Origin of the sequence: Mesorhizobium sp. M0998, assembly GCF_040318885.1 — a bacterium.
Classification (GTDB): domain Bacteria; phylum Pseudomonadota; class Alphaproteobacteria; order Rhizobiales; family Rhizobiaceae; genus Mesorhizobium.
Genome location: NZ_JAMYND010000023.1, coordinates 69,633 through 95,454, shown reverse-complemented (window position 1 = coordinate 95,454; position 25,822 = coordinate 69,633). Strand labels below are relative to the sequence as shown.

The 25,822-nt window shown below is 63.1% G+C and carries 28 protein-coding genes and 1 tRNA gene; 21 read left to right on the top strand and 8 right to left on the bottom strand.

Annotation, left to right across the window (positions count from 1 at the left end):
* Positions 1 to 103: 103 nt before the first annotated feature.
* The 5 genes from cysK to hrcA all read right to left on the bottom strand — a co-directional run bounded on the left by cysK (position 104) and on the right by hrcA (position 4,757).
* Entirely contained in the window at positions 104 to 1,084 is a 981-nt protein-coding gene (cysK, locus tag NKH59_RS21535; RefSeq protein ID WP_023718844.1) for a cysteine synthase A, read from the bottom strand.
* A gap of 165 nt (positions 1,085 to 1,249) precedes the next feature.
* Positions 1,250 to 1,867, bottom strand: a complete 618-nt coding sequence (locus NKH59_RS21530; RefSeq protein ID WP_353022980.1) for a LysE family translocator — start codon at positions 1,865 to 1,867, stop codon at positions 1,250 to 1,252.
* Positions 1,868 to 1,954: 87 nt separating this feature from the next.
* Entirely contained in the window at positions 1,955 to 3,310 is a 1,356-nt protein-coding gene (locus NKH59_RS21525) for a PQQ-dependent sugar dehydrogenase (protein ID WP_353022978.1), read from the bottom strand.
* Positions 3,311 to 3,410: 100 nt separating this feature from the next.
* Positions 3,411 to 3,608, bottom strand: a complete 198-nt coding sequence (locus tag NKH59_RS21520; protein WP_023678983.1) for a hypothetical protein — start codon at positions 3,606 to 3,608, stop codon at positions 3,411 to 3,413.
* Between the two features lie 36 nt (positions 3,609 to 3,644).
* On the bottom strand, positions 3,645 to 4,757 hold the full coding sequence (hrcA, locus tag NKH59_RS21515; RefSeq protein ID WP_502893799.1) for a heat-inducible transcriptional repressor HrcA: 1,113 nt from the start codon (positions 4,755 to 4,757) through the stop codon (positions 3,645 to 3,647).
* 146 nt (positions 4,758 to 4,903) lie between these two features.
* On the opposite strand from hrcA, the gene rph reads away from it, so the two are divergent.
* Genes rph through NKH59_RS21490 form a run of 5 tightly spaced genes read left to right on the top strand, consistent with a single transcriptional unit; the run spans position 4,904 to position 8,214 of the window.
* Entirely contained in the window at positions 4,904 to 5,620 is a 717-nt protein-coding gene (rph, locus tag NKH59_RS21510) for a ribonuclease PH (RefSeq protein ID WP_352473573.1), read from the top strand.
* A 33-nt stretch (positions 5,621 to 5,653) separates the two neighbouring features.
* Positions 5,654 to 6,064 carry a VOC family protein gene (locus tag NKH59_RS21505; RefSeq protein WP_352473571.1) on the top strand — a complete coding sequence of 137 codons (411 nt, stop codon included), beginning with the start codon at positions 5,654 to 5,656 and terminating at the stop codon, positions 6,062 to 6,064.
* 14 nt (positions 6,065 to 6,078) lie between these two features.
* Positions 6,079 to 6,726 (top strand): RdgB/HAM1 family non-canonical purine NTP pyrophosphatase, encoded by a 648-nt coding sequence (gene rdgB / locus NKH59_RS21500; RefSeq protein WP_352614790.1) that lies wholly within the window; start codon positions 6,079 to 6,081, stop codon positions 6,724 to 6,726.
* Positions 6,723 to 7,886, top strand: coding sequence for a radical SAM family heme chaperone HemW (hemW, locus tag NKH59_RS21495; RefSeq protein WP_352770195.1), 1,164 nt, complete (start codon positions 6,723 to 6,725; stop codon positions 7,884 to 7,886). Before rdgB ends, hemW begins: the two co-directional genes overlap by 4 nt.
* Positions 7,887 to 7,890: 4 nt before the next feature.
* A complete protein-coding gene (locus NKH59_RS21490; RefSeq protein ID WP_023678977.1) occupies positions 7,891 to 8,214 on the top strand; it encodes a low molecular weight protein tyrosine phosphatase family protein in 324 nt (107 codons plus the stop codon).
* A gap of 263 nt (positions 8,215 to 8,477) precedes the next feature.
* Here NKH59_RS21490 and NKH59_RS21485 read toward each other — a convergent pair whose 3' ends face one another.
* The gene (locus NKH59_RS21485) at positions 8,478 to 8,663 is read right to left on the bottom strand and encodes a hypothetical protein (protein ID WP_352539786.1); all 186 of its coding nucleotides are present in this window, start codon (positions 8,661 to 8,663) and stop codon (positions 8,478 to 8,480) included.
* Positions 8,664 to 8,839: 176 nt separating this feature from the next.
* Between NKH59_RS21485 and rsmI the strand changes: the two genes are divergently transcribed.
* The 5 genes from rsmI (at position 8,840) to NKH59_RS21460 (ending at position 11,884) form a co-directional block, all read left to right on the top strand.
* Positions 8,840 to 9,766, top strand: a complete 927-nt coding sequence (gene rsmI, locus NKH59_RS21480; RefSeq protein ID WP_353022977.1) for a 16S rRNA (cytidine(1402)-2'-O)-methyltransferase — start codon at positions 8,840 to 8,842, stop codon at positions 9,764 to 9,766.
* Positions 9,759 to 10,136 carry a YraN family protein gene (locus tag NKH59_RS21475; RefSeq protein WP_352971673.1) on the top strand — a complete coding sequence of 126 codons (378 nt, stop codon included), beginning with the start codon at positions 9,759 to 9,761 and terminating at the stop codon, positions 10,134 to 10,136. Before rsmI ends, NKH59_RS21475 begins: the two co-directional genes overlap by 8 nt.
* A gap of 191 nt (positions 10,137 to 10,327) precedes the next feature.
* Positions 10,328 to 11,299, top strand: coding sequence for a complex I NDUFA9 subunit family protein (locus NKH59_RS21470; protein WP_353022976.1), 972 nt, complete (start codon positions 10,328 to 10,330; stop codon positions 11,297 to 11,299).
* An 82-nt stretch (positions 11,300 to 11,381) separates the two neighbouring features.
* Positions 11,382 to 11,618, top strand: coding sequence for a metallothionein (locus NKH59_RS21465; RefSeq protein ID WP_352926009.1), 237 nt, complete (start codon positions 11,382 to 11,384; stop codon positions 11,616 to 11,618).
* A gap of 140 nt (positions 11,619 to 11,758) precedes the next feature.
* On the top strand, positions 11,759 to 11,884 hold the full coding sequence (locus tag NKH59_RS21460) for a PDDEXK family nuclease (protein ID WP_353022995.1): 126 nt from the start codon (positions 11,759 to 11,761) through the stop codon (positions 11,882 to 11,884).
* 56 nt (positions 11,885 to 11,940) lie between these two features.
* Here NKH59_RS21460 and NKH59_RS21455 read toward each other — a convergent pair whose 3' ends face one another.
* The gene (locus NKH59_RS21455; RefSeq protein WP_353022992.1) at positions 11,941 to 13,191 is read right to left on the bottom strand and encodes a flavin-containing monooxygenase; all 1,251 of its coding nucleotides are present in this window, start codon (positions 13,189 to 13,191) and stop codon (positions 11,941 to 11,943) included.
* 225 nt (positions 13,192 to 13,416) lie between these two features.
* On the opposite strand from NKH59_RS21455, the gene NKH59_RS21450 reads away from it, so the two are divergent.
* Complete coding sequence (locus tag NKH59_RS21450) at positions 13,417 to 14,130, top strand: DNA helicase (RefSeq protein ID WP_353022974.1); 714 nt, start codon at positions 13,417 to 13,419, stop codon at positions 14,128 to 14,130.
* Positions 14,131 to 14,226: 96 nt separating this feature from the next.
* Here the strand turns inward: NKH59_RS21450 and NKH59_RS21445 are convergent, their stop codons facing one another.
* Positions 14,227 to 15,033 carry an undecaprenyl-diphosphate phosphatase gene (locus NKH59_RS21445; RefSeq protein WP_353022972.1) on the bottom strand — a complete coding sequence of 269 codons (807 nt, stop codon included), beginning with the start codon at positions 15,031 to 15,033 and terminating at the stop codon, positions 14,227 to 14,229.
* Positions 15,034 to 15,194: 161 nt separating this feature from the next.
* Between NKH59_RS21445 and NKH59_RS21440 the strand changes: the two genes are divergently transcribed.
* From NKH59_RS21440 to NKH59_RS21395, 10 genes are all read left to right on the top strand, one after another.
* Positions 15,195 to 15,887 carry a glutathione S-transferase family protein gene (locus NKH59_RS21440; protein ID WP_023678968.1) on the top strand — a complete coding sequence of 231 codons (693 nt, stop codon included), beginning with the start codon at positions 15,195 to 15,197 and terminating at the stop codon, positions 15,885 to 15,887.
* Positions 15,868 to 17,028, top strand: a complete 1,161-nt coding sequence (gene queG / locus NKH59_RS21435; RefSeq protein WP_353022970.1) for a tRNA epoxyqueuosine(34) reductase QueG — start codon at positions 15,868 to 15,870, stop codon at positions 17,026 to 17,028. The genes NKH59_RS21440 and queG overlap by 20 nt, the downstream gene beginning before the upstream one ends.
* On the top strand, positions 17,025 to 17,933 hold the full coding sequence (locus NKH59_RS21430) for an SDR family oxidoreductase (protein WP_352822460.1): 909 nt from the start codon (positions 17,025 to 17,027) through the stop codon (positions 17,931 to 17,933). The genes queG and NKH59_RS21430 overlap by 4 nt, the downstream gene beginning before the upstream one ends.
* Positions 17,934 to 17,989: 56 nt before the next feature.
* A complete protein-coding gene (gene mepA / locus NKH59_RS21425) occupies positions 17,990 to 19,084 on the top strand; it encodes a penicillin-insensitive murein endopeptidase (RefSeq protein ID WP_502895684.1) in 1,095 nt (364 codons plus the stop codon).
* Between the two features lie 121 nt (positions 19,085 to 19,205).
* Positions 19,206 to 20,231 (top strand): glucokinase, encoded by a 1,026-nt coding sequence (locus NKH59_RS21420; RefSeq protein WP_352473558.1) that lies wholly within the window; start codon positions 19,206 to 19,208, stop codon positions 20,229 to 20,231.
* Positions 20,232 to 20,349: 118 nt separating this feature from the next.
* Positions 20,350 to 22,209 carry an ABC transporter ATP-binding protein gene (locus NKH59_RS21415; protein WP_353022969.1) on the top strand — a complete coding sequence of 620 codons (1,860 nt, stop codon included), beginning with the start codon at positions 20,350 to 20,352 and terminating at the stop codon, positions 22,207 to 22,209.
* Positions 22,206 to 23,039: a 4-hydroxy-tetrahydrodipicolinate reductase gene (dapB, locus tag NKH59_RS21410; protein ID WP_352817860.1), complete on the top strand. Its 834-nt coding sequence runs from the start codon at positions 22,206 to 22,208 to the stop codon at positions 23,037 to 23,039. Before NKH59_RS21415 ends, dapB begins: the two co-directional genes overlap by 4 nt.
* 59 nt (positions 23,040 to 23,098) lie before the next feature.
* A complete protein-coding gene (locus tag NKH59_RS21405) occupies positions 23,099 to 23,719 on the top strand; it encodes a 2,3-bisphosphoglycerate-dependent phosphoglycerate mutase (protein WP_352473555.1) in 621 nt (206 codons plus the stop codon).
* A 73-nt stretch (positions 23,720 to 23,792) separates the two neighbouring features.
* Positions 23,793 to 23,877, top strand: a tRNA-Leu gene (locus tag NKH59_RS21400).
* Between the two features lie 98 nt (positions 23,878 to 23,975).
* Positions 23,976 to 25,742 (top strand): site-specific integrase, encoded by a 1,767-nt coding sequence (locus tag NKH59_RS21395; RefSeq protein ID WP_353022967.1) that lies wholly within the window; start codon positions 23,976 to 23,978, stop codon positions 25,740 to 25,742.
* Positions 25,743 to 25,822: the final 80 nt, after the last annotated feature.

The following is a 25,822-nucleotide window of genomic DNA, read 5'->3' as shown; positions in this document are numbered from 1 at the left end:
ACAGGTGGTTTTTCAGCGGTCCACGCCGGAGCGTTGATACAGAACGTTTGATGCCGGAGGGAATCGCGAAGGATCGCTACGAACCGGTCAAAAACGCTCGTGTCTAAGCGCCCAATCCCTCGAACAGGATCGTCGAGAGATAGCGCTCGGCGAAGGAGGGGATGACGACGACGAGGTTCTTGCCCTTGTTCTCGGGCCGCGAGCCGACGACGATCGCCGCTTGCAGGGCGGCACCCGACGAGATGCCGACCGGCACACCTTCGAGCCGAGCGACGAGCCGTGCATTGGCAACCGAATCCTCGTTCGAGACCTTGACGATCTCGTCATAGATCGTCGTGTCGAGGATTTTTGGCGCGAAGCCGGCGCCAATGCCCTGGATCTTGTGCGGGCCTGGCTGGCCGCCCGACAGCACCGGCGAGGCTTCCGGTTCGACGGCGACGACATGCACCGAGGGCTTGCGCTTCTTCAGCACCTGGCCGACGCCGGTGATGGTGCCGCCGGTCCCGATGCCGGCAACGAAGATATCGACTTCGCCATGGGTGTCGTTCCAGATTTCCTCGGCCGTGGTGCGGCGATGGATTTCCGGATTGGCCGGGTTTTCGAATTGCTGCGGAATGACAGCGTCGGGCAGCGTTGCCGCCAGCTCGTCGGCCTTGGCGATGGCGCCCTTCATGCCTTTCGGCCCTTCGGTCAGCACCAGTTCGGCACCGAGCAGCGCCAGCATCTTGCGGCGTTCGACGGACATGGTTTCCGGCATGGTCAGGATCAGCTTGTAGCCCTTGGCAGCGGCGGCAAAGGCGAGCGCGATGCCGGTATTGCCCGAGGTCGGCTCGATCAGGGTGGTCTTGCCGGGCGTAATCCTGCCGGAAGCCTCCAATGCCTCGATCATCGACACGCCGATGCGGTCCTTGACCGAGGCGATCGGGTTGAAGAATTCGAGCTTGGCCAGCAGATTGGCGACGACACCCTTCTCCCTGGCGAATTTATCAAGCCGCACCAGCGGCGTGTCACCGATCGTCTCGGTGATCGAATTGTAGATGCGGCCGCGGCCGGGCACGTGTGTGGGGGTGGCGGGCTTGTTCATTGATTTCCTCCCAGAGGTAAAGCGGCAAGAGTCGCGCGGGCATAGGATAGAGCCATCCACCGCGCAAGATAGGCTGTCGATCGAAAAATATCCGAGTGAAGTTCGTGCTGAGTACCCCCGCCTTTGCAAGGCGTGGCAATCGTTGGGCGGATTGGCGAAAGAGATCTATTGGCGGGCGGCAATTGCCGCCGCCGCGCCGACCATAAAGCCGGCGGCGGTGCGGTTGAGTGCCCTCAGCGCCCGCGGCGACTTCAGGAACCAGCGCGCCTTGGCCGCCAGCGCCAGATAGGGCACCAGCACGACGAGCAGGACGACGATGGTGAGCGCGACGAGGATGCCGTAATCGGCCAGCGTGATCGTCTTCAGATCGACGATGGTCGGGGTGATGGCAAGATAGAAGATCATCGTCTTCGGATTGCCGAGCGTGACGGCAAGGCCGGCTACAAAGCTGGATGCCAAGCCGCCCTTGCCTTTCTTCGCCTCCACCGTTTCGGGCGTGATGCCGCTCGTCCAGAAACGCCAGCCAAGAAAGGCGAGGTAGGCGACGCCCAGCCATTTGATGGCCAGGAAGACCATGCCGAAAGTCTGTGCGACGAAAGCCAGGCCGAGCACCACGGCAGTGAGATAGGTCAGGTCGCCGAGCATCAGCCCGAACGACATGGCCAGCGACGAGCGGAAGCCGGAACCCAGAGCACGCGCAACAAGCGCGGTGACGCCTGGGCCGGGGATGGCCGCGGCGATGCCGAGGGCAGCACTATAGGCGAGGAACCGGGTGAGTGTCATGATTGGCGCTTGTCGCACAATGTTGAAGTTGGGTGAATTCCCTCGGGCCGGATTCGATTGCGCCAGCGCAGCAGGCGACACCGCCGTTCAGGAGCGGCCGTCTTCGTAGGTAACGCGCCAGATGGTGCCGTTACCGTCCTCGGTGACGATCAGGGAGCCGTCCTTGGCCATCGCGACACCGACCGGGCGGCCCCAGACGGCGTCGTTCGAGATGACGAAGCCGGTCATGAAGTCCTCATATTCGCCTGTCGGCTTGCCATCCCTGAATTTGAGCCTCACCACCTTGTAACCGGTCCTGGCGCCACGGTTCCACGAACCATGCATGGCGACGAAGGCGTCACCCTGATAATCCGCCGGGAAGTTCTTGCCGTCGTAGAAGGCTATATTCATCGGCGCCGAATGCGCCTGCATCAATACATCGGGGACAGTGGCCTTGCCGGCGAGGTCTGGCCGCTCGCCCTGATGGCGCGGATCCTCGTTATTGCCGATGTAGTACCAAGGCCAACCATAGAATCCGCCGTCCTTGACCGCCGTTGCAAATTCGAACGGCACATTGTCGCCGAGTTCGTCGCGCTCATTGACGACGCACCACAATGCGCCGGTGGCGGGCTGCACGGTCATGCCCGTACAGTTGCGCAGGCCGGTGGCGACAGTTCGCGGATTTTTCCCATCCGGGTCAAAGGCGAGCACATCGGCACGGCCGTCCTCGGAGCCCCAGGCCGCCCCGAGCGGCTTTGATTTGGCCCAGGCGTCGAGGCCGCTATCCGGCTCCTTGCCTATATCCTCGGCGACGTTCGAGGCGGAGCCAACCGACAAATAAAGCGTTTTGCTGTCCTGCGAGAAGGCGATGTCGCGGGTCGTGTGACCACCCGACGGGATTTTGGCGACAATGGTTTCTGGTTTGCCGGATGTCTTCAGGTCGCCATCGCGATAGGGGAAGCGGACGATGCTGTCGCTGTTCGCGACATAAACCCATTGCGGTTTGTCTCCTGGCGGATAGAAGGCGATGCCGTAGGGATAATTGAGCCCCTTGGCGAAGATCGCTTTCTCGATGGGCCTGGCGCTGCCCTCGGCGAGACGATAGACGCGTATTTGGTCGGCATGGCTGTTGGCAACAAACAGGTCGCCATTCGGAGCGACGCGCACGACACGTGGATTGACGATGCCGGATGCGATCATTTCAGCCGAAAAGCCCGACGGCAATTCTGGCTTGGCGCTTTCGGGCCGTTCCGCCACGCCGGCGCCGTTCGAAGCGGATTGGGCGGGGTCGGCTGCCGGCATGTCTCGCGGCCCAATCAGGCGTCGGACGCCAGGCCTGTCGGCGTGCCAATCGCCAAACGCGGCTTCGCCTTTGAGCACATTCTGGTCCGCCTGCTGGGCGGCTGCCGGTGTCGCAACAAGGAGGGCAGCGGCCAAGGCCGCAAAGCCGCCAGATCGGATCATCAACGTCCTCCGGGATTCGCCTCGAACAGGGGCAAACGGCATCAGGTATTGATCGTTCCAAGCGGCCGTCCAGCACACGAGGATTTGAAGCCGAACCCGTTCAGTTGCCAGAGGCGTAAAAGTCGTCGTCGAGGCGCTTTTCCAGCGCGACCAGATCGGCCGGCAGCGGTAAACCCATCGCCCGCATCTCTTGCAGCTTCTCGCGCAACTGCTCTTGTACCTCGTGCTGATCCTCTGGCTGGTTGATCATTTCTTCGAGCAGCAGACTGATCTGGGCCTTGAACGATTCCAGCGCCATTCTTTTCTCCTCCTTGCGGCAGGCCCGCGGCGGCTCCTAGCTCAGCATGCGCGAAATCAGCTGCGCCGTATAGTCGACCATCGGTACTATGCGCGCATAATTCAGCCGCGTCGGCCCGATGACGCCGAGCGCACCGACGACACGCGCGTCCTTGTCGCGATAGGGTGCCACCACCAGCGAGGAGCCAGACAGCGAAAACAGCTTGTTTTCCGAACCGATGAATATGCGCACGCCTGGGCCTGCCTCGGCGAGGTCGAGAAGCTGGATCAGCCCATCCTGCGTCTCCAGATCCTCAAACAGATGCCGCAGCAATTCTATGTCGGCCTGGGCAGTGACGTTTTCCAGGAGATTGGCGCGACCGCGCACGATAAGCCGCCCAGGCACGCCGCTTTCAGCGCCTGCCCAGACCGCCAGGCCCTTCTCGACCAGATCCTGCGACAGCGTGTCGAGGGCCGCCCTGGTCTCTTCCTTGATGCGGGCGATCTCGACCCGCGCCTCGGCCAGGGTGCGACCGCGGATATGGGCGTTGAGGAAGTTAGAGGCTTCGTGCAATTGCGAGATGGTGATGCCGGCGGGCAGATCGATGACGCGATTTTCGACGTCGCCGTTCTGCGAGACCAGCACGGCCAGCGCCTTGGTCGGCTCGAGCTGGATGAATTCGATGTGCTTAAGCGCCGCCTCATTCTTGGCGGCGAGCACGAGGCCGGCGCCGCGCGACATGCCGGACAGCATCTGGCTGGCCTCGGTCAGCATATGCTCCAGAGTTGCGCCCGAGCCGGAGGCGCGCACCTGGGCCTCGATGGTGCGGCGCTCCTCGTCGGAGAGGTCACCAAGTTCCATGAAAGCATCGACGAAGAAGCGCAGGCCTGCCTGGGTCGGCAGCCGGCCAGCCGAAATGTGCGGCGCATAGATCAGGCCGAGATGCTCAAGGTCGCTCATCACGTTGCGGATGGTGGCCGGCGACAGCGACGACGGCAGGATGCGCGACAAGCTGCGCGAACCGACCGGCTCGCCATCCCTCAAATAGGAATCGACGATGCGCCGGAAGATGTCGCGCGAACGCATGTCGAGCGATTGAAGCGCGGGCGATTGCAGCGCGTGCGACGGGAGCACGTGCGACTGCAAACCGGGATCGACTGCCTTTGTCATTTCGAGCCAAAAACCTCCGCCCCGAAGATATAGACTTCCGCGGTGTCGGCGCAACCGGTCCATTTTCCTTTGCGCCTCACGCCCCGTGCGGCTACAAGCCGGCCAAGATTCCCCGGCCAAGATTCCGAAGAAAGAAAGAAGCCTGAATGCGCCCTTCCAAACGCCAATTCGACGAAATGCGCCCCATCTCCTTCGAGCGCGGCGTCTCCAAGCATGCGGAAGGCTCGTGCCTGGTGAAGTTCGGCGACACGCATGTGCTGTGTACGGCCAGCCTGGAGGAAAAGGTGCCGGGCTGGATGCGCAACTCCGGCAAGGGCTGGGTGACGGCGGAATACGGCATGCTGCCGCGTTCGACCGGCGAGCGCATGCGCCGCGAGGCTTCGTCCGGCAAACAAGGCGGCCGCACGCTGGAAATCCAGCGGCTGATCGGCCGCTCCCTGCGCGCCGTGGTCAATCTGCAGGCGCTCGGCGAGCAGCAGATCACCGTCGACTGCGACGTGATCCAGGCCGACGGCGGCACGCGCACCGCTTCGATCACCGGCGGCTGGGTGGCGCTCTACGATTGCCTGCGCTGGATGGAAGCCCGCCAGATGGCGAGCCTGAGCAAGGTGCTGAAGGATCACGTTGCGGCAATCTCCTGCGGAATCCATGATGGCCAGCCGGTCATCGACCTCGACTACATCGAGGATTCCTCGGCCGGCACCGACGCCAATTTCGTCATGACCGGCAAGGGCGGCATCGTCGAGATCCAAGGCACGGCCGAGGGCGAGCCGTTCTCGGAAGAGCAGTTCGCGGCGCTGATGGGGCTCGCCAAGAAAGGCATTCAGCGCCTGGTCAGCTTGCAGCAAATGGCGGTGGCTTAGCTGCGGTCCAATATTGATGAGATTGGCGATCCTGTGACTCCTTCCGCAATCCTGGAATCAGCACTCTACGTGACCGACCTTGCTGCCGCGGAACGGTTCTATTCGGGCGTGCTCGGGCTCGATCTGCTCGGTAAGGTCGATGGCAGGCATCTCTTCTTCCGCTGCGGCGACGGCGTGCTGCTTATCTTCAATGCCGAGGCCACCAAAGTGCCGCCGCGGGCCGACGCCAAGCTGCCCGTGCCGCCGCATGGCGCGGTCGGCCAGGGCCATCTTTGCTTCGCCGCAAGCGCGGATGAAATCCCACGCTGGAAAGCGCATCTTGAGGCGAAGAAAATCGCCATCGAAAGCGAGTTCGAGTGGCCGCAAGGCGGCCGCTCGATCTATATTCGCGATCCCTCCGGCAATTCGATCGAATTCGCCGAGCCACGAATTTGGGGCATCTGATGCATTCGCCAACTATTCATTCGCTTGATGGGCATAAGATCATCGTCGCAAGCCACAACGCCGGCAAATTGCGAGAATTCGCCGATCTGATGGCGCCATTCGGCATTGAAGCGAAGTCCGCAAAGGAATACGGCCTGCCGGAACCGGACGAGACCGGCACCACTTTCGAGGAGAACGCCCTCATAAAAGCCTTGGCCGCCGCCAAGGCCACTGGATTGCCGGCGCTGTCGGACGATTCCGGCCTGTGTGTCGATGCGCTCGACGGCGCACCCGGCGTCTACACCGCCAACTGGGCTGAGACGCCGGACGGCTCCCGCGACTTCGGCATGGCCATGCAGCGCACGGAAGTGGCCTTGCAAGAAGTTGGCGCGATCACGCCTGCCCAGCGCAAGGGCCGCTTTGTCGCGGTCATCTGCCTGGCCTTCCCCGATGGCCAGGCGGAATATTTTCGCGGTGAGGTCGAGGGCACGCTGGTATGGCCGCCGCGCGGCGAGCTCGGCTTCGGCTACGATCCGGTGTTCTTGCCCGATGGGTTCGAGAAGACCTTCGGCGAGATGAGCGCGAAGGACAAGCATGGCTGGAAGCCCGGCCAGCCAACCGCATTGTCGCACCGTGCCCGCGCCTTCCAGAAATTCGCGCAAGCCCGATTGGCCGCCGTATGACCATGCTGCTCGACCGCAGGCCTGGTTTCGGCGTCTACGTCCACTGGCCGTTCTGCGCGGCCAAATGCCCGTATTGCGACTTCAACAGCCATGTCCGCCACCAGCCGGTCGACCAGGAGCGTTTTGCCCGCGCCTTCGAGACCGAGCTGGCGACGATGCGCGGCCGCACCGGGCCGCGCGAGGTGACCAGTATCTTTCTTGGCGGCGGCACGCCATCGCTGATGAAACCGCAGACCGTGGCGGCGGTGCTGGATGCAGTGGCGAAGAACTGGACGGTGCCTGATGGCATCGAGGTGACACTGGAGGCCAATCCCTCCTCCGTCGAGGCCGAGCGCTTTCGCGGCTATCGCGCGGCCGGCGTCAACCGGGTATCGCTTGGCGTGCAGGCGCTGCACGACAAGGATCTGCGCTTCCTCGGCCGTTTGCACAATGTCGATGAGGCCCTGCATGCGATCGGCCTGGCGCGCGAGATATTCCCACGGCTGTCGTTCGACCTGATCTACGCGCGGCCCGGTCAGACGCCGGAAGCGTGGCAGGCGGAGCTCGAGCAGGCGATCGGCCACGCCGCAGACCATCTGTCGCTCTATCAGCTGACCATCGAGGAAGGCACGCCGTTCCATGCGCTGCATGCGGCAAGGAAGTTCATCATTCCAGACAATGAGCTTGCCGCCGATCTCTACGCGTTGACACAGGAGATCACCGCCGCGCGCGGACTGCCGGCCTACGAGATTTCCAACCATGCCAGGCCCGGCGCCGAAAGCCGGCACAATCTCACCTACTGGCGTTATGGCGAATATGTCGGCGTCGGTCCCGGCGCGCATGGCCGGTTCGTCGAAAATGGCCGGCGCGTGGTGACGATCGCCGAGAAAATGCCGGAGACTTGGGCCAATCTGGTCGAGGCCAAGGGCCATGGCGTTACCGGCGGCGAGATCCTGACGCGGTCGGAAGAGGCCGACGAGTTCCTGCTGATGGGGCTGAGGCTGGCGGAAGGCATCGACCTTTCCCGCTACGAGGCATTTTCAGGGCGCGGCCTGTCGACGGCACGGCTGTCGGTACTGCAGGACGAAGGCCTGGTGGCGCCGATCGGCAATGCGCGCCTGCGCGCCACGCCGGCCGGCATGATCGTGCTCGATGCGGTCGTGGCGGATTTGGCCAGATAGCACGTTGAAGAACGTTCTCTTCATCTGCAGCCAGAATCGCTTGCGCAGCCCGACGGCGGAGCAGGTGTTTTCCAAGCGGCGGGACATCGAGGTCGCTTCGGCCGGCACTAATCACGATGCCGACATTCCGTTGACGCATGAACTCGTCGCCTGGGCCGACATCATCTTCGTGATGGAAAAAACGCACCGCGCCAAACTGCAGCAGAAATTCAAGACAAGCCTGAAAAAGGCTCGGGTAATCTGCCTCGATATTCCCGACGACTATGCATTCATGGACCCGGCTCTGGTGGGCCTGCTGGAGGCGCGTGTCTCGAAGTATCTGGGTTGAACGATACATCGCGGAGCATGCGCAACCGCGCTTCGAGAACTGTCTCGACCGATCGCTAAGGTTTGCGGGGTCAAGCCTCGTGCTTGTGGCGGTGTTTGGCGCGATCTTTTTCGCTGGTCTCTCCGGAACGGACCGGCTTGATCTCGCTTTTGTCGCGTGAGGCATGGTGCTGGTCGTCTGTGGAATGTGACGCTGCGCCATCGCGGGCGCTTTTTGTTTCGAGGCGGGTGATGAAAATGTCGAAGCGATTGGGCATCGTCCGGTCAGTGCTCCATCGTGCGGTCGGTTTCGTTTGCGGGCTTGCTCTCTGCCGATCGCTGGCGTGCAAGCGGCTTCTTGGCTCTGCCATCTGCGGCTTCGGCAGGCCGGCTCTTGTCGCATGGTGCGGCGAAGCGTTTGCGGCCGGCATAGTAGGGTTCGAAAACGTCCTGTATCGTCAGGCTGTCCATCCTGCTCCTCCCGAGATCAGGGGTAAAATTCGCCGGCAACGGTTTCGTTCCCTACTGTGGCGAAGGCATGGCGGCTGGTTCACGTCGGCATCCCTTTTGGAACCAGGGCCTTTGCAACCCAGGCTTTTGCAACCAAGCGTGAGCCGTGCCAAACAGGGTCGAACGGAGTTGTGCAGGTGACCGGCGAATCGGCCAAACGCAGTTACGTGGTCGGGCAGACCGAAATCGCCGCCCGGCCGCTCGAGCCGGCGCTCTACCTGGTGGCGACGCCTATCGGCAATCTCGCCGACATCACGCTGCGCGCGCTGGAAACGCTCGCCGCCGCCGATATCGTCGCTTGCGAGGACACACGTGTCAGCCGCGTGCTGCTCGACCGCTACGGCATCCGCCGCCGCACCACCGCCTACCACGAGCACAATGCCGGCGAGGCCGGACCGAAGCTGATCGCGGCGCTCGAGGCCGGCCAAAGCGGAGCGCTGAACTCGGATGCCGGCACGCCGCTCATCTCCGACCCCGGCTACCGGCTGGTCGGTGAGGCGCTGGAACGTGGCATTCGTGTCGTGCCGATCCCCGGCCCATCAGCAGCACTTGCCGCCTTGACGGCATCCGGCCTGCCCTCGGACGCGTTTCTGTTTGCCGGCTTCCTGCCGGTGAAGTCCGGGCAGCGGCTGACGCGGCTGGAAGCGCTGAAGGCGGCGCCAGCAACGTTGATCTTATTCGAATCGCCGCGCCGGCTGGCCGAGACGCTCAGTGCCATGGTCGAGGTGCTGGGCGGTGCCCGCAAAGCGGCGATCGGCCGCGAGCTGACCAAGACTTTCGAGGAGATGCGGACCGGCACCCTGCAATCGCTCGCCAGCCATTATGCGGGAGCCGATACGCCCAAGGGTGAAATCGTCATCTGCGTCGGCCCGGCCGATGCGGTCGCTGATGAGCCAGAAGACATCGACCGGCTGCTGCTTTCGCTCGCCGCCGAGATGCCGGCCTCCAAGGCAGCGGCGGAAGCCGCCAAGATGACGGGTGGCCAGAAGCAGGCGCTCTATCGTCGGCTGCTCGACCTCAAGAATGCCGGAAGAGACGGGACCGGCGGAGGCGGCGATGGCTGAACGGCCGAGCGCCAGCCGGCAAAAGGCCTACCGGCGCGGCCATCACGGCGAATGGCTGGCGGCGGCGGCGCTGATGCTGAAAGGCTACCGAATTCTTGCACGCCGCCACCGCACCAGGTTCGGCGAGATCGACCTGATCGCACGGCGTGGCGATCTGGTGCTGATTGTCGAGGTCAAGGCGCGCCGCACTCTGATGGAGGCAATGGAAGCCGTCGGTCGCGAATCGGAGCACCGCATCGAAGGCGCCGCCGATTTCTGGCTGTCGCGCCAATCCGACTACGGAAAATTATCGGTGCGCTTCGACATGGTGGCGGTGCTGCCGTGGCGCTGGCCGGTGCATGTCAAGAATGTGTTTTACGGGCGAAACTAGGCCATTCTCGAAGTGGGGCCGTTTTGCTGCGCCTGCGGTTCAGATCATGGTTGCCGATCTGTCAAGCATCCGCCCAGCGCTGACTGGAACAAAAGCGTTCCTGCGTTGTTCCCCAATCGTCCTGATGTTCGACGGGCTGGTTCAAATGCCGGCCTGGGCAGTCCTCGTGGCAGCTATGCGAGGACAAAGGGATGGCGAGGCAAATGGATCCTGACGATCTCAACCCGGTACGGATCGTCACCGTGTTCGGCGGAACTGGCTTTCTCGGGCGCAGGATCGTGAAGCGGCTCCTGGAAAGAGGTTTCACGGTGCGCGCTGCATCTCGCCATCCGGCTCGCGTGGCCCTGGTCTTTTCCTCGATTACAAGGATGCCCGAGGCAGTCGAGGCGGATATATTGGATGCGTCCTCGATCAGGTCGGCCATTACCGGATCACAGGCGGTCGTGAATGCTGTCAGTCTTTACGTCGAGCACGGCGTCCAGACCTTTGAACGCGTGCATGTGAAAGCCGCGGCCGATCTCGCTGCCGCGTCGCGCGACCGCGCGATCGACCAGTTCGTCCTGATTTCAGGGATCGGCTCCGACCCTCAATCGGATTCGAATTACATAAGGGCGCGTGGGCGCGGAGAGGGTGCCGTGGAAAGCGCATTTCCCGGCGCTTTCATTGTGCGTCCCGCCGTCATGACAGGACCTGACGACGCTTTCCTCACGACCATTGTGAGGATGATACGCCTCCTGCCGGTCTATCCGCTGTTCGGCGATGGTGGCACACGGCTTCAGCCGGTCTATGTGGCGGACGTCGCCGAAGCAGTGAGCCGGCTGATCGACGGGCGAACCCACACGGGTTCATCCATATTCGAATTCGGTGGCCCGCGCATCTATACCTATAAGGAACTGCTTCGGGAGATCGCCCGACAGCTCGATACGCACGTCAAGCTGATGCCGGTGCCGTTTGCGGTATGGAACGCCTTGGCTGGCGTCGCGGAACTCCTCCCGGCTGCCCCCATAACGCGCAACCAGATCGATCTTATGCGTCAGGACAATGTGGCAGCAATCGACGCGCCTGGCCTGAAGGAACTCGACATCGAGCCGCGGGATATCGACGAGGTGATCCGTGCGATCGAACAGCGCCGTGGCGTAGGCTCGCGCTCGTCTCCGCCTTAGGACGGCCCCCTGATCCTGGCGGGAACCTATCGCCGCGCGACAGGTTGGTCGAGCTTGAAGCCGTGAAAGAAGGAAACGAACTATGGCCAGATGCGATCAATGCGGGAATGACTACGACAAGGCTTTCAAAGTGACGATGGCCGAGGAGACCTACACGTTCGACAGCTTCGAATGCGCGGTCCAGAAACTTGCTCCGATATGTCCGCATTGCGGATGCCGGATCATCGGACATGGCGTCGAACAGGATGACATCATCTACTGCTGCGCACATTGCGCCGCGGAGGAAGGTGCGAACGCGCTGACCGATCGCGCGCCTTGATGCACCTTCTTTGGCGTCTCCAGGGCGACCATTCCGAACGACTGCGCCGGGTCATCCCATATAGCCAGTGCTGTCAGCACGACGACGACCAGCCGAGGTCAAGACGCCGAGGTCAAGGCCGCCGCACGTTGACGGAGGCAATGGATGCAGTCGGCCGCGAATTGGAGCACCGTATCGAAGGTGCCGGCGATTTCTGGCTGTCGCACCAATCGGACTACGGAAAATTGTCGGTGCGCTTCGACAAAAGGCAGCGTGCGTCGTCTTGATCGCGCCAGAGCTGTCATGTTCTTGCACGTTCAAGAACCCGCGTTCGACGGCTCGTTTAGACGTCGTTCCGTGGCAAGTCGGCTCCCGCTTGGACGAGTCGCTCCACGACGGCGGCCGCCTCCTCTGGAATGGCCGGTATGGTGCCCGACTTCCGCGTCGATCCGAAATCGAGGCCGGCGAAAAAGAGACCTGGAACAACGCCGACGCCATCCTCGTGGACGGGCTGGCCGGCTGCATCGAGCGCGCCGGGAAGCCGAACCCATGAGAAATCGCCGGTGAAGCCGGTGCACCAGATCACTGATCTGATGCCGCTCGCCGTCCAGTCGAGGGAGCGGATCGGAGGATCGGGCAAGCGCGGTTCAATCGTCTCGGCTGGATCATCCTCGGCCAGTGGCGCTTCGAGGCCGGCGCGCTCGATGTACTCGTCAACCAGGCGCTTGGCATTCGCGGAGACCTCGTCGGCAAATCGCATATGGTCGTCGAGCTCGTCGCCGAAGACGAGGTTGCCGTTCTCCACACCCCTGAAGCGGCCGAGCAGCACCACGCCCTGTGCACTCAGCGATTGCAGGCTGATCGTATGGGTCGCGCCGACCAGCGCGCGGGCCTGCAACTTGCCGGAGGGGAGGACGAGTTCCTTGCGCGGAACGTCGAGAAAACCGGACAGCGTCAGCCATTTAAGTATGTTGCCCCCGCGATAGCGCCGCACCCAACGGCCGTTGCGGCTGGTCGCCAAAAAGACCGCACGTCCGGCCAGCGCCAGATCCTCGGCGATCTGGCCGCCCGACTGACCGCTGCCGACCACCAGCACCGCGCCACTCTCGAACTCGGCCGGGTTGCGATAAGCCGAGGAATCGACTTGGCGAATTGCGGTTGGCAAATCCGCCGACCCTGCTGGCCGGACCTGCCGATTCTGGTCGCCGGTGGCGATCACCACGTTGCGCGCCAGAAATGCCCCGTCCGTCGTGATGATGCGAAAGATCCCGTCGTCTCTCGTCAGCTCTTGCACCGGAGTTTGGGTGCTTACCGGCAGGCGGTGCCGCTCGGCATAGCCTTCGAGATACGCGACAAATTCGTGGTGGGTTATCGCGCCCCACGGCTCGGGCCCCTCGTAGGAATCACCGGGTAAGATGGAGCGAATGGTCGGCGAATTGAGTCGAAACGAGTTCCAGCGCTGCGTTCGCCACGTCTCGCCGATCCGGCCTCGATCGAGCACACGGTGGTCGCGGCCCTGCCGTTTCAAGAAGTAGCTGACGCCGAGTCCCGCCGGACCGGCGCCAATAACGAGGGCGTCAAGAACTTCGCTCATGCATTCCCCTGCCAACCATACGTCCACAAGATCGTGTGGCTCGGCTTCGGGCAAGAATAGAGTTCCCGCTGGGATTGCGCTATCTTCCGATTCGGGTGCGGCCCACGCCTCCTCCCTCCGCTCGGGAAAGTATAATTCATACGGGGCTACCTAGTCATCAAACCGACTGTTCGAGCACCAAGCATAAGGAGGGATTGCCAAAACTGCTCGCAATAGGAGGTTGGAATGAAGCTGTCGGCGCCAATTTACCATCTGAAGCGCAGGGCCAGGCTCTTATCCCGCGAAGAAAAAATCCCACTTCATGAAGCGCTTAACCGCATAGCCCTTCAGGAAGGCTACAATGATTGGAGCCTCCTTGCCGCGAAACTGTCCGCTGCAAGGCCGGCCGGCAAGCTGATTGCGCGATTGAAGCCCGGTGACCTGGTGCTACTCGGCGCGCGGCCGGGGCAAGGCAAAACCCTAATGAGCCTCGAACTCGCCGTGGAGGCCATGAAATCCGGCAATCGAGCCATGTTCTTCACGCTGGAATACACCAAAAAAGACGTTGTTGAGCGCTTCGAAGCAATCGGGGCGGAGTACGCGCAGTTCGATAGGCTGTTCGAATTCGACTGCTCCGACGCCATAAGTGCCGATTACATCGTCAACACGTCCGCGTCAGCGCCTCGCGGCACCCTGATGGTCGTAGACTATCTGCAATTGCTCGACCAGAAGCGCAAAAATCCCGAATTGGCCGTGCAGGTCCGCGCGCTGAGGGTATTTGCGCGGGATCGAGGGCTGATCATCGTCTTTATTTCTCAGATCGATCGATCATATGATCCATTGAAGAAGCCGTGCCCGGATATTCGAGATGTCCGGTTACCGAACCCTCTGGATTTGCAGCTGTTTGACAAGACTTGCTTCTTGAACAAGGGGGAAATCCAGTTCCAGCCAGCGAACTAGGCAGGCCCCAATCCGGGGCTCCTGTCGTGCCGCATCGATTGCGTTCCGACAGGGGCTTAGAATCACCGCCAATCTCAGTCTTATAGCTGCACCGGCTCATCTCCAGATGGCCAGCCCCGCCAGGCCGACGATGCCGACGACCAGCCGCCACCAGCCGAACAGCGCGTAGCCATGGCGCGAGACGTAGTCGAGCAGGAAGCGCACGACGATTAGCGCGGTGACGAAGGCGGCGACGAAACCGACGGCGATGATGGGCAGGTCGGCGCTGCTCAGCACATTGCGGTTCTTGAACAGGTCGAAGGCGAAGGCGCCGACCATCGTCGGGATGGCAAGGAAGAAGGAGAATTCCGCCGCCGCCCGTTTGTCGACGCCGAGCAGCAGCGCGCCGACGATGGTCGAACCCGAGCGCGACGTGCCGGGGATCAGCGACAGGCACTGAAACAGCCCGATCTGCAGATAAAGCCTGGTCGGAAACCGCTCGACATCGTGGTAATAGGGCTTCGGCTTCATGCGATCGACCAGCAGCAGGATGACACCGCCGATGATCAGCATGATGCAGATCAGCCGCGGCGATTCGAACAGCACCGTCTTGATGAAATCGTGCGTCAGCGCGCCGATAATGGCCGCCGGCAGGAATGCGATGAGGATGCCAAGGACGAAATGCCGCGTCAGCCGATCGTAGGGCAGCTCGAGCAGCATCTTCCAGAGACGGCGGAAATAGACGCTGAGAATCGCCAATATGGCGCCGAGCTGGATCAGGATCTCGAAGGCCTTGCCGGTCGAATGAAAGCCGAGGAAATGGCCGGCAAGCAGGATATGACCGGTTGAAGACACCGGAATAAACTCGGTCAGGCCCTCGAGCATGCCGAGCAGCAGCGCTTCGACGACGGTCTGGCTTTCCATGGCAACCTCGGCGTTGGAGTGAGGGCGTGAGAAAAGGGCTTGCTTGTCACGGCGCGGAACTCCCCCTATAGGTCGCAGCACCCTGACAGCCCCTGAATCGGGCGGCCAAGACTTACCGGCGCAGCCGGCGATTTGCCAGTGCGCTCTATTATCGCGGGACCATGCTGACGCTTTTCCACCATCCGATGTTCGCCAGCTGCCGCTTCGTCCGCCTCGCCTTTGGCGAGTATGGCGAGGAACTGGCGCTGATCGAAGAGAAGCCGTGGACGCGGCGCAAGGAGTTCCTGGCGCTGAACCCGGCCGGCACGCTGCCGATCCTGCTCGCCGAAGGCGACGTGCCGATCGTTGGCGCAGTGGTCATTGCCGAATATCTCGACGAGACGCGCGGGGTACTCAAGCGCGACAAGCGGCTGTTCGCCGAGGATCCGATGGAGCGCGCCGAAATCCGACGGCTGACCGATTGGTACCTCAACAAGGCGGAAAGCGAGGTTACCCGGCACCTGGTGCGCGAGCGCGTCCTGAAGCCGGTCATGCCGGAAACGGCAGGCGGCGGCTCGCCCGATTCGGCGGCGATCCGCGCCGCCCGCGCCAATATCCGCCAGCACATGAAATACACCAACTGGCTGGCCGGCACCCGTCATTGGCTGGCCGGCAACAAGGTCACCTATGCCGATCTCGCGGCGGCGGCGGCACTGTCGGTGCTCGACTATCTCGGCGAGATCGACTGGCGCGAACACAGCGCCGCGCGCGAATGGTATACAAGGGTGAAATCACGGCCTTCGTTCCGGCCGCTTCTGTCCGACCGGGTGCGCGGCCTGTCGCCGGTGTCACATTATGCGGACCTCGATTTCTGATACGGCAAAGCTGCGCGCGCTGATCGACTGCGAGGCGCGGAATGCCGGCTTCGACGCCATTGCCGTCACCACGCCCGATGCGATTCCGCAGGCGCCGGAACGGCTGGCCGAATTCGTTGCCGACGGCTTTCACGGCTCGATGGGCTGGATTGCCGAAACGCTCGAGCGGCGAGGCAAACCGACGACGCTTTGGCCAGAGGTCCGCTCGATCATCGTGCTGGCGATGAATTACGGCCCCGACCACGACCCACGCGACATCCTGGCAAAGCGCGACCGCGGCGCGATCTCGGCCTATGCGCAGAACCGCGACTATCATGACGTGATGAAAGGCCGGCTGAAGGAGATCGCCGGCAAGATCGTGGCGCGCGCCGGCGGGGACGTGAAAGTGTTTGTCGACACCGCGCCGGTGATGGAAAAGCCGCTGGCCGAGGCGGCCGGCCTCGGCTGGCAAGGCAAGCACACCAACCTGGTCAGCCGCGCGCATGGCTCCTGGCTGTTCCTCGGCACCATCTTCACGACGGCCGAGCTGGTGCCGGACGCGCCTGAGAACGATCATTGCGGCTCCTGCCGGGCCTGCCTCGACGCCTGCCCGACGGACGCCTTTCCGGCGCCTTACCGGCTCGATGCGCGGCGCTGCATTTCATACCTCACCATCGAGAACAAAGGACCGATCCCGCATGAGTTCCGGGAAAAGATCGGCAATCGCATCTATGGCTGCGACGACTGCCTGGCCGCCTGCCCGTGGAACAAGTTCGCCCAAGCCGCTTCGGAGGCAAAGCTTGCCGCCCGCGCGGACTTGCGCGAACCGCCGCTCGCCGAGCTGCTGCGTCTCGACGACACTGCCTTCCGCACGCTTTTTTTGGGCTCGCCGATCAAGCGCATCGGCCGCGACCGTTTTATCCGAAACGTGCTGATAGCGGCCGGCAATTCCCAGGACTTGTCGCTGGCCGGCGCCGTTCGCGCGCTGCTCGACGACGCCTCGCCCCTGGTTCGCGGAGCTGCGGTATGGGCGCTGTCGCGGCTGGTGCCGGGTCGGGAGTTCGCCGAACGTGCCGCAGCCGCTTTGCAAGCAGAACATGACGAGGCGGTGAGAGGCGAATGGCTTCTGGCCCTGCCAAAGCCGATCGAGGCGCATACATGACAAAAAAGCAGATTTTCATCTTCGGCGCCGGTTATTCGGGCCGGGCCTTCGCCCGCGCCAACAGGGATGCCGACACAACGATCTTCGGTACAACACGGTCGCTGGAAAAATTCGCGGCGCTGCGGCAAGCCGGTATCGTGCCGCTGCGTTTCGATGGCACGCTGACCTCCGAAATCGGCGATGCCCTTGGGAAGACAACCCATCTCGTCGTCTCGGTCGCGCCGGACAAGGCCGGCGATCCGATGCTGGGCGCGGCACGCGAGGAGATCGCGGCCAACATGCCGGAGCTCGAATGGATCGCCTATCTCTCCACCGTCGGCGTCTATGGCGACCGTGGCGGCAATTGGGTGGACGAGGCCGCCGAATGCCGGCCGTTGTCGAAGCGGTCGGTGATGCGTGTTGCAGCCGAGCAGGATTGGCTACAATTGGGCCATGACATCCACCGGCCGGTGGCGATCCTGCGGCTTTCCGGCATTTACGGGCCGGGCCGCAACGCCCTGGTCAACCTGGAAAACGGCACTGCGCGGCGGCTGGTCAAGCCGGGCCAGGTGTTCAACCGCATCCATTGCGACGATATTGCCGGTGCGCTCTGGCATCTCGCCGAGGGCAATCGCGGCGGCATCTTCAACGTCACCGACGACCTGCCGGCGCCGCCGCAGGACGTCGTCGCCTATGCCGCCCAATTGATGGGCATCGAGCCGCCGCCCGAAATTCCGTTCGAGACCGCCCAACTTTCGCCCATGGCGCGGTCTTTCTACAGCGAGAACAAGCGTGTCGCCAACGCGGCAATCAAGGCGGCCGGTTATGGCTTTCGCTTTCCCGACTATCGCTCGGCGCTCGATGCCATGTGGGCGAGCGGCGACTGGCGCGACGGCGAGGCGCGCAGCCCGATGAAACGGTCATGATCGATACGTTGCGCGGGCTATGGTATGATGCGGTTCAAATCGCGGAGGGGTCCAGCTTGGGGAAGACGTTAGCGCGAGCCTTGCCGGGCAAAACGCTGCTGCTGACGGCAGTACTGGCCATCGCCGGCTTGGCGGCGCTTGCAACGCAGCCAGGGAGCGCCGAGCAACGGGCAAAGGACCTGTTCGGCGCCAAAAAGCTGCCGGCACTCGCAGCAGCGCAATCGATCGGCTTTTATTCCAAAGGCTGTTTTTCCGGCGGCGTCGCCCTACCCATGGACGGCCGGCACTGGGAGGTGATGCGACCGTCGCGCAATCGTCGCTGGGGCCATCCGGCAATGATCGCGCTGATCGAGAAACTGTCGCGCGATGCCGCTGCCGACGGCTGGCCGGGCTTGCTGATCGGCGACATCTCGCAACCGCGCGGCGGTCCGATGCTGACCGGCCATGCCTCGCACCAGATCGGCCTCGACGCCGACATCTGGCTGACGCCGATGCCCGACCGTAAGCTCTCGGCCGAAGAGCGCGAAAACATCAGCGCTACCTTGATGGTCGATGAAAAGACCCATTTGGTGAAGGACGGGCTGTGGACGCCGATGCACACGCGGTTGTTGAAGCGCGCCGCGAGCTATCCCGAAGTCGAGCGCATCCTGGTCAATCCCGGGATCAAGAAGAAGCTCTGCGACACGGTCAAAGGCGACCGTAGCTGGTTGCGCAAGGTCAGGCCGTTCTGGGGCCACGACTACCACTTCCACATTCGCATCGGCTGCCAGGCTGGATCACCCGACTGCAAGGCACAGGAAGCGACGGCGCCAGGCGATGGCTGCGACCAGGCGCTGGCCTGGTGGTTCACCGAGGAGCCGTGGCGCCCCAACAAGAACCCGGACAAGCCGAAGGCACGCGACCTGATGACCATGGCGAACCTGCCCAGGCAATGCCAGTTCGTGCTCGACGCGCCAGCTCCGCCGTCGGCGGAAGCAGTCACCTACTATGGCGACGGCGTGCCGATCGCGGCCGTACCTGCTCCCGCGGCAGAGTCTTCGCCGCCGCCGACGGTCGCAGCCGGCGCGGCAGCGCTTCCGGCCTCGGCGAACGCCTTTGTGGCAACGCCCGAGATCGGCATTCCGCTGCCGCGGCCACGACCGGGGCACTGATGCGGGCAGCGTGTTCGCTGTCTGCATCCGTGCATCTCCACTTCGAAAACCGATTTCCCTTTTTGCGGTCATGCGCTAGTCAACGAGAGAACGGCGATACGCGTCGGGAACGGACGAGAGCATGCCAGGCGTAAGCGACGACGACACTCTGTTGCGATTTCCGATCCTGATCGGCGATATAGGCGGCACCAATGCGCGCTTCTCGATCGTACTAGACGCGAATTCCGAGGCCGGCGAGCCGACCATCGTCCAGACCGCCAACTTCAATACGATTGACGAGGCGATCCAGTCGGCCGTGCTCGACCGCTCGTCGGTCCGGCCGAATTCAGCTGTGCTGGCGGTAGCCGGTCCTGTCGAAAGCGACGAGATCCCGCTTACCAATTGCCCATGGATCGTCAAGCCGAGACAGATGTTCGCCAGTCTCGGTCTCAGCGACGTCGTGGTGCTCAACGATTTCGAGGCACAGGCGCTGGCTGTCGTCGCGCTCGGCGAAGAGCATATGGAAAAGATCGGCGGCGACGAGCCGGAACCGAATTCCGGGCGGGTGGTGCTCGGCCCGGGAACCGGGCTCGGTGTCGCCGGGCTGGTTTATGCGCTGCATCACTGGATACCGGTGCCCGGCGAGGGCGGCCATATGGATATCGGCCCGCGCTCACCGCGCGATTTCCAGGTGTTTCCGCATATCGAGAAGCTCGAGGGCCGCATCTCCGGCGAACAGATCCTGTCCGGACGCGGCCTGGTCAATGCCTACCGGGCGGTGGCCAAGGCGGACGGCAAGCCGTCGCCCTTTACAACGCCTGCCGAGGTCACCGCCGCGGCGCTGGCAAAGAACGATCCGGTGGCCGAAGAGGCGCTGTCGATCTTCGTCACTTGCCTAGGGCGCACCGCCGGCGATCTCGCTCTGGTGTTCATGAGCCGCGGCGGCGTGTTTCTCACCGGCGGCATCGCGCAAAAAATCCTGCCGGCGCTGCGCACCGGCAATTTCCGCGCCGCCTTCGAGGACAAGGCGCCGCACAGCGCCCTGATGCGCGGCATGCCGGTCTACGTCATCACCCATCCGCTTGCGGCGCTTTTAGGGCTGGCCGCCTATGCCAGAAATCCGTCGCTGTTCGGCGTGCAGACGGCGGGGCGGCGCTGGCGGGTTTAGGACACAAGCTGCGCCGCGACGAAGTTTCCCGTCCCCGGCCATAGGCAAGCCGCCATCGGGGCGTTAAGAGGTTGCCGAATTGCAGTCCGGCCGAACCGAAACCACAAAGCGCTCCAACGTGACAATTCCAGCACCAACCAAAGGGAAAGTCCGTCCCAGCGAGATCGTGGCGGTGATCCGCCGCATCATCGCCGAGAACAGCCGCGATTATCGCTGGTACTATGCTCTTGCCGTGCTGTGCCTGGTGACGATCGCGGCGACGACCGCCTTCACAGCCTGGATCATGAAGGATGTCATCGATCAGATCTTCTACCAACGGCGCGGCGATCTTATCGCGCTGATCAGCGTGTCGATCCTGGCCGCCTTTATGCTGCGCGGCCTGGCCAGCTACGGCCAGGCAGTGACGCTGGCCAAAATCGGCAACAATCTGGTGGCGCGCTATCAACGCCGCATCTTCGACCATCTGATGAAGCTCGGCGTCGGCTTCTTCAATGACACCCGCTCGGGCCGGCTCGCCGCGCAGATCAACGAGAACGTCAACGGCATCCGCGATCTCCTGTCGATGACGCTGACATCGCTGGCGCGCGATGCGGTATCGCTTGTCGCGCTAGTCGGCGTCATGATCTGGCAGGACCCGATGCTCTCGGCGATGTCGCTGCTGATCGGCCCGCCCTTGATCTACAGTGTCACCTATCTGATGCGCCGGGTGCGTCGCATCACCCGTGAATCGGTGCAGATCAACTCGCGGCTGATCGGCGCCATGCAGGAAGCGACGCAAGGCATCGCCATCGTCAAGGCCTTCACCCTGGAAGACGAGCTGTCGCGCCGCATCGGCGGCCTCGTCGCGGGCGCCGAGCAGCGGGCAAACAAGATCGCCCGCGTCTCGGAACGGCTGACGCCTATCTCCGAAATGCTGGCCGGCTTCGCCGTCGCCGGCGTCATCGCCTATTCCGGCTACCGGGCGACCGTCGGCGGCCAGCCGCCGGGCGCGGTGTTTGCCTTCATCACCGCCCTGCTGCTTGCCTATGATCCGGCCAGGCGGCTGGCGCGTATGCAGGTTGGCATGGAAAAGTCGCTGGTCAATGCGCGCATGATCTACGAGCTTCTCGACCTCGAGCCGCAGCAAGGTGACGTGCCGGCAGCCGCCGAGGCGAAATTCACCTCTGGCGAAGTGCGCTTCAACAACGTGTCCTTCCGCTATGTCGAAGAGGCGCCGGTCCTGCAGGATCTGACCTTTGTCGCCGCCGCCGGCAAGGTGACCGCCATCGTCGGAGCCTCGGGCGCCGGCAAGACGACGCTGGTTGCGCTGCTGCAGCGCTTCTACGATGTCGAGTCGGGCAGGATCGAAATCGACGGCCAGGACATTTCAAAGGTCACCAAGCATTCGCTGCGCGGCTCGATCGCCTATGTATCGCAGCAGCCCTATCTGTTAGAAGGCACCATCCGCGACAACATCCGCTACGGCAGGCTGAGCGCCACCGACGCAGAGATTGAACGCGCCGCCCAACAGGCCGCGGCACACGATTTCATTCGCCAGCAGCCGCAAGGCTACGACACGCCGGTCGGCGAGAATGGCGTGACGCTGTCGGGCGGCCAGCGCCAGCGCCTATCGATTGCACGCGCCATCGTTCGGCAGGCGCCGATCCTGCTGCTCGACGAAGCGACCTCGGCGCTCGACAACGAGGCCGAGGCCCGCGTCCAGGAAGCGCTGACCCATGTCATGGAAGGGCGCACCACCATTGTCATCGCGCACCGGCTGTCGACGGTGGTCAATGCCGACCATATCATCGTGCTGGAGCAGGGCCGGCTGGTCGAACAGGGCACGCATGCCTCGCTGATGGCCGACCCGCACAGCGTCTATGCGCGGTTCCATCGGGTGCAAGGCAGGAAAGGGCTGGGGCTTGTCGATGACGCCAAGCCAATCCAGACTGCGGCGCAAAATGATCACGCGAAAAAGGCGGTCGGGAGACATTCATGAGCGACACGCCGACCGTGAGTGAAATGGGCCTGGTGGTGGTGGGCGCGGCTGGCCGCATGGGCCAGGCGCTGATCCGCGCCATCCACACGATACCGGGCGCGCGTGTCGCCGGCGCCATCGCGCCGGCCGGTTCGCCACATCTCGGCAAGGATGCCGGCGAGCTGGCCGGCGTCGGCAGGCTCGGCGTGGCGATCGGCGACGATCCGCTGCCGGCCTTCGCCAAGGCCGACGGCGTGCTCGATTTCACCACGCCGGCAGCGACCGTCGAATTCGCCGGCTATGCGGCGCAGGCGCGCATCGTCCATATCATCGGCACCACCGGCTGCTCGGCTGAAGACAATGCCAGGATCGCGGCGGCGGCGCGGCACGCGACGGTGGTCAAGTCAGGCAATATGAGCCTCGGCGTCAATCTGCTGGCGGTGCTGGTTGAGCAGGCGGCGCGCGCGCTCGATGCCGACGATTTCGACATCGAGATCCTGGAAATGCACCACCGGCACAAGGTCGATGCTCCGTCGGGCACGGCGCTGCTGCTCGGCGAGGCCGCCGCTGCCGGGCGCGGCGTAGCACTTGCCGGCAACGATGTTCGCGTGCGCGACGGCCATACCGGCGTGCGCAAGGCAGGCTCGATCGGTTTCGCCAGCTTGCGCGGCGGCTCGGTGGTCGGCGACCACAGTGTGGTGCTGGCCGGTACCGGCGAGCGCATCACGCTTGCCCATCATGCCGAGGACCGGGCGATCTTTGCCCGCGGCGCGGTCAAGGCAGCCCTGTGGGCGCGCCGCCGCAAGCCGGGCCTCTATTCGATGCGGGACGTGCTCGGCCTGACAAGCTGATCCACAGATTTGGCTGATCCACAAGATTTGGCTGATCCACAAGATTTGAAGGAGCAAATATGTCGAGAACTCTCGTGCTCGTGCGCCACGGCCAGAGCGAATGGAACCTGAAGAACCTATTTACCGGCTGGCGCGACGTCGACCTGACCGAACTGGGCCATGCCGAGGCCAAGTCGGCCGGCGCCAAGCTCAGGGCGCGCGGCATGAAGTTCGACATCGCCTTCACGTCGTCGCTGATCCGGGCGCAGAAGACCTGCCAGCATATTCTCGACGCCGTTGGCCAGAGCGACCTCGAGACCATTCGCGACCAGGCGCTGAACGAGCGCGACTATGGCGATCTCTCAGGCCTCAACAAGGATGATGCGCGCAAGAAATGGGGCGAGGAGCAGGTGCATGTCTGGCGCCGCTCCTATGACGTGCCGCCGCCCGGCGGTGAAAGCCTGAAGGACACCGGCGCGCGCGTCTGGCCCTATTACCTGCACGATCTGCAACCGCATGTGCTGCGCGGCGGCACCGTGCTGGTGGCGGCGCACGGCAATTCGCTGCGCGCGCTGATCATGGCGCTGGACGGCAAATCGGGCGAGGAGATCGTCAAGCTCGAGCTCGGCACCGGTGTGCCGATCATCTACACGCTCAACGCCGATTCCACGGTGGCGTCGAAGGAAGTGCTGGAGCATTGAGCCGGAGAAGGAACGCGGCTTTCAAAAAAGCGCGTTGACACTCATCCCTCGCCCGCTTAATGAGCGCGCACCAGCCCAGATGGCGGAATTGGTAGACGCGCACGGTTCAGGTCCGTGTTCCGCAAGGAGTGGAGGTTCGAGTCCTCTTCTGGGCACCATTCTCAAGGCAAGTCCTTGTCAGGACAAGCCTTTATGAAAAATCAAAAGCTTAAGCGCTGCGCTTGGTACAGGATGCTGGTACAAAGGCGGCGTTGCTATGGGCGTTATCGTGCGCAATCTTTATTTCGTTGACGGACGGGCGAAGTTCCGGAAGGTCATCCCTGAACGGCTGCGGCCGCACATCGACGGCAACATTACCGAGTTCGTCCGCTGGCTTGGGCGTGGCGGCAAAGCCGACCCAGCTATCCTGAGCAAGTGTGCTGAAGCTGCCGAGGAATGCGGCAGGCTTATCGCGATTGCAAAGAAGCGCCTTGAGGGCCGTTTTGATGACCTGAGCGCTGAGATGATCGCCCATATCATTTCCTGTGAGCGCAGCAACATGCTGCAGCAAGACGAGGAAGATAGGTTCGATGGTGAGGCCGAAGCCGTCTTCGAAGCTGTCCGCGAACAGCTAAAGCAGGTACCCGGCACCGTCATTAACATCGATCCGGACAGGCGATGGAACAATCGACAGGAGGCCCTGGAGGCCTTCTTGGCCGATTGCCGGCATCATTACGCGCGGGGCAACATACCCACGAGCCTGCATTGGGAGATCGAGCAGCTCTGCGCTGCGCATGGCCTGCATGTCGAAGTTGGCGGTCTCAGCTTCCGCCGGCTAGGCAAGGCGTACCTCGCTATGCTGATCGAGGTCAGCGAGGCGCAACTCAAGCGGCAGAACGGCGAAATAGTGCCAACACCGGACCCGTCGGCTCCGCCAATCGATACTGCTGAGGCGGACCGAGGGCTCACACTCAGGGAAATGGCCGAGAAGAAACTCGCCATGAAGAAGAAGGGCTATTCGACCACCGAGGCGACCGAGACTGCCTTGCGGCTGTTTGAGAGCGTCTACGATGAGCACCGGGCGATGACCTCGGTTACGCGACGGGAAGTTGCCGAGTGGATATTCCTGCTCCAGCAGAGGCCAAAGCAGCCTGAGAAGCAGCACCGCGCGCTTGGATTGCGGGAAATGGTCGAGGTCTACAAAGATCGGCCCGATGTCCAGCGGATAACCGGCAAGAGCGTGAATGGACACGTCAGCCACCTGAACTCGATTTGGACGTGGGCGCGGCAACGGGGCTATGTGGAACGAAGCCTCGACAACCCGTTCGGCGAACAACGGGTTGAAGAGGTCGCCCCAGAGGCGGACGAAGGGTTCACGCCTGCACAGTTGCAGGCAATCTTCCGGCTGCCAGTCTTTACTGCTGGGGAACGCCCCAAGGGCGGGCGGGGTGAGGCAGCGTTTTGGCTACCGCTGCTGCTGCTGTTCTACGGGACACGTCCGGAGGAGATGTGTCAGCTTCTGGTCAGCGACGTGTTCCAGGATGAAGACGAAGGCATCTGGTGCCTACGGATCACCGACGAAGGTGACCACCCAGTCAAAGGTTCCCGTAGCATCAAGGCCGATGGCAATCCTCTTGTTCGGCGCACTCTGCCGGTGGCCCGTATTCTCCTTGATCTCGGGTTCACGGACTATGTCGAGCATCTTCGGCGTTCGGGTGAACAGGCTCTGTTCCCGAAGCTCACCGTCAAAGGCAAACGTGGCTATTTGCACGCGAGCTTCGCGACTTGGTGGGGCGGCTATGCACGAAGCCATGGGGCTATTCCTGAACACGGAAATAAGCCCCTGCGTGGCTTCCGTGACACGTGGACTACGGCGGCATCGCGCTCGGGATTGACCGAGGAAGAGCGCGAATGGATACAGGGTCACTATGTCGGCAAAGGAAAGACGAGCAACCGGCGGTACGGCATACGTGACTTCGGTCGCAAGATCGACGAGGTGACCTTCAAAGGTCTTGACCTGTCGGGCTTGCTGGCACCGAGCTAGCCGGGTAAGGGCGAAACCGCCATCTGTTGAGCTTCGTGCGGCGCTCGGCCGTTCAATACAACTTCGGCCATGACCTGTTA

Bases quoted from the DNA above. Each gene is read 5' to 3' on its own strand.
- cysK (WP_023718844.1), bottom strand. From the start codon at position 1,084: ATGAACAAGCCCGCCACCCCCACACACGTGCCCGGCCGCGGCCGCATC.
- NKH59_RS21530 (WP_353022980.1), bottom strand. From the start codon at position 1,867: ATGACACTCACCCGGTTCCTCGCCTATAGTGCTGCCCTCGGCATCGCC.
- NKH59_RS21525 (WP_353022978.1), bottom strand. From the start codon at position 3,310: ATGATCCGATCTGGCGGCTTTGCGGCCTTGGCCGCTGCCCTCCTTGTT.
- NKH59_RS21520 (WP_023678983.1), bottom strand. From the start codon at position 3,608: ATGGCGCTGGAATCGTTCAAGGCCCAGATCAGTCTGCTGCTCGAAGAA.
- hrcA (WP_502893799.1), bottom strand. From the start codon at position 4,757: ATGACAAAGGCAGTCGATCCCGGTTTGCAGTCGCACGTGCTCCCGTCG.
- rph (WP_352473573.1), top strand. From the start codon at position 4,904: ATGCGCCCTTCCAAACGCCAATTCGACGAAATGCGCCCCATCTCCTTC.
- hemW (WP_352770195.1), top strand. From the start codon at position 6,723: ATGACCATGCTGCTCGACCGCAGGCCTGGTTTCGGCGTCTACGTCCAC.
- NKH59_RS21485 (WP_352539786.1), bottom strand. From the start codon at position 8,663: ATGGACAGCCTGACGATACAGGACGTTTTCGAACCCTACTATGCCGGC.
- NKH59_RS21475 (WP_352971673.1), top strand. From the start codon at position 9,759: ATGGCTGAACGGCCGAGCGCCAGCCGGCAAAAGGCCTACCGGCGCGGC.
- NKH59_RS21470 (WP_353022976.1), top strand. From the start codon at position 10,328: ATGGCGAGGCAAATGGATCCTGACGATCTCAACCCGGTACGGATCGTC.
- NKH59_RS21465 (WP_352926009.1), top strand. From the start codon at position 11,382: ATGGCCAGATGCGATCAATGCGGGAATGACTACGACAAGGCTTTCAAA.
- NKH59_RS21460 (WP_353022995.1), top strand. From the start codon at position 11,759: ATGGATGCAGTCGGCCGCGAATTGGAGCACCGTATCGAAGGTGCCGGC.
- NKH59_RS21455 (WP_353022992.1), bottom strand. From the start codon at position 13,191: ATGAGCGAAGTTCTTGACGCCCTCGTTATTGGCGCCGGTCCGGCGGGA.
- NKH59_RS21450 (WP_353022974.1), top strand. From the start codon at position 13,417: ATGAAGCTGTCGGCGCCAATTTACCATCTGAAGCGCAGGGCCAGGCTC.
- NKH59_RS21445 (WP_353022972.1), bottom strand. From the start codon at position 15,033: ATGGAAAGCCAGACCGTCGTCGAAGCGCTGCTGCTCGGCATGCTCGAG.
- NKH59_RS21440 (WP_023678968.1), top strand. From the start codon at position 15,195: ATGCTGACGCTTTTCCACCATCCGATGTTCGCCAGCTGCCGCTTCGTC.
- queG (WP_353022970.1), top strand. From the start codon at position 15,868: ATGCGGACCTCGATTTCTGATACGGCAAAGCTGCGCGCGCTGATCGAC.
- NKH59_RS21430 (WP_352822460.1), top strand. From the start codon at position 17,025: ATGACAAAAAAGCAGATTTTCATCTTCGGCGCCGGTTATTCGGGCCGG.
- NKH59_RS21420 (WP_352473558.1), top strand. From the start codon at position 19,206: ATGCCAGGCGTAAGCGACGACGACACTCTGTTGCGATTTCCGATCCTG.
- dapB (WP_352817860.1), top strand. From the start codon at position 22,206: ATGAGCGACACGCCGACCGTGAGTGAAATGGGCCTGGTGGTGGTGGGC.
- NKH59_RS21405 (WP_352473555.1), top strand. From the start codon at position 23,099: ATGTCGAGAACTCTCGTGCTCGTGCGCCACGGCCAGAGCGAATGGAAC.
- NKH59_RS21395 (WP_353022967.1), top strand. From the start codon at position 23,976: ATGGGCGTTATCGTGCGCAATCTTTATTTCGTTGACGGACGGGCGAAG.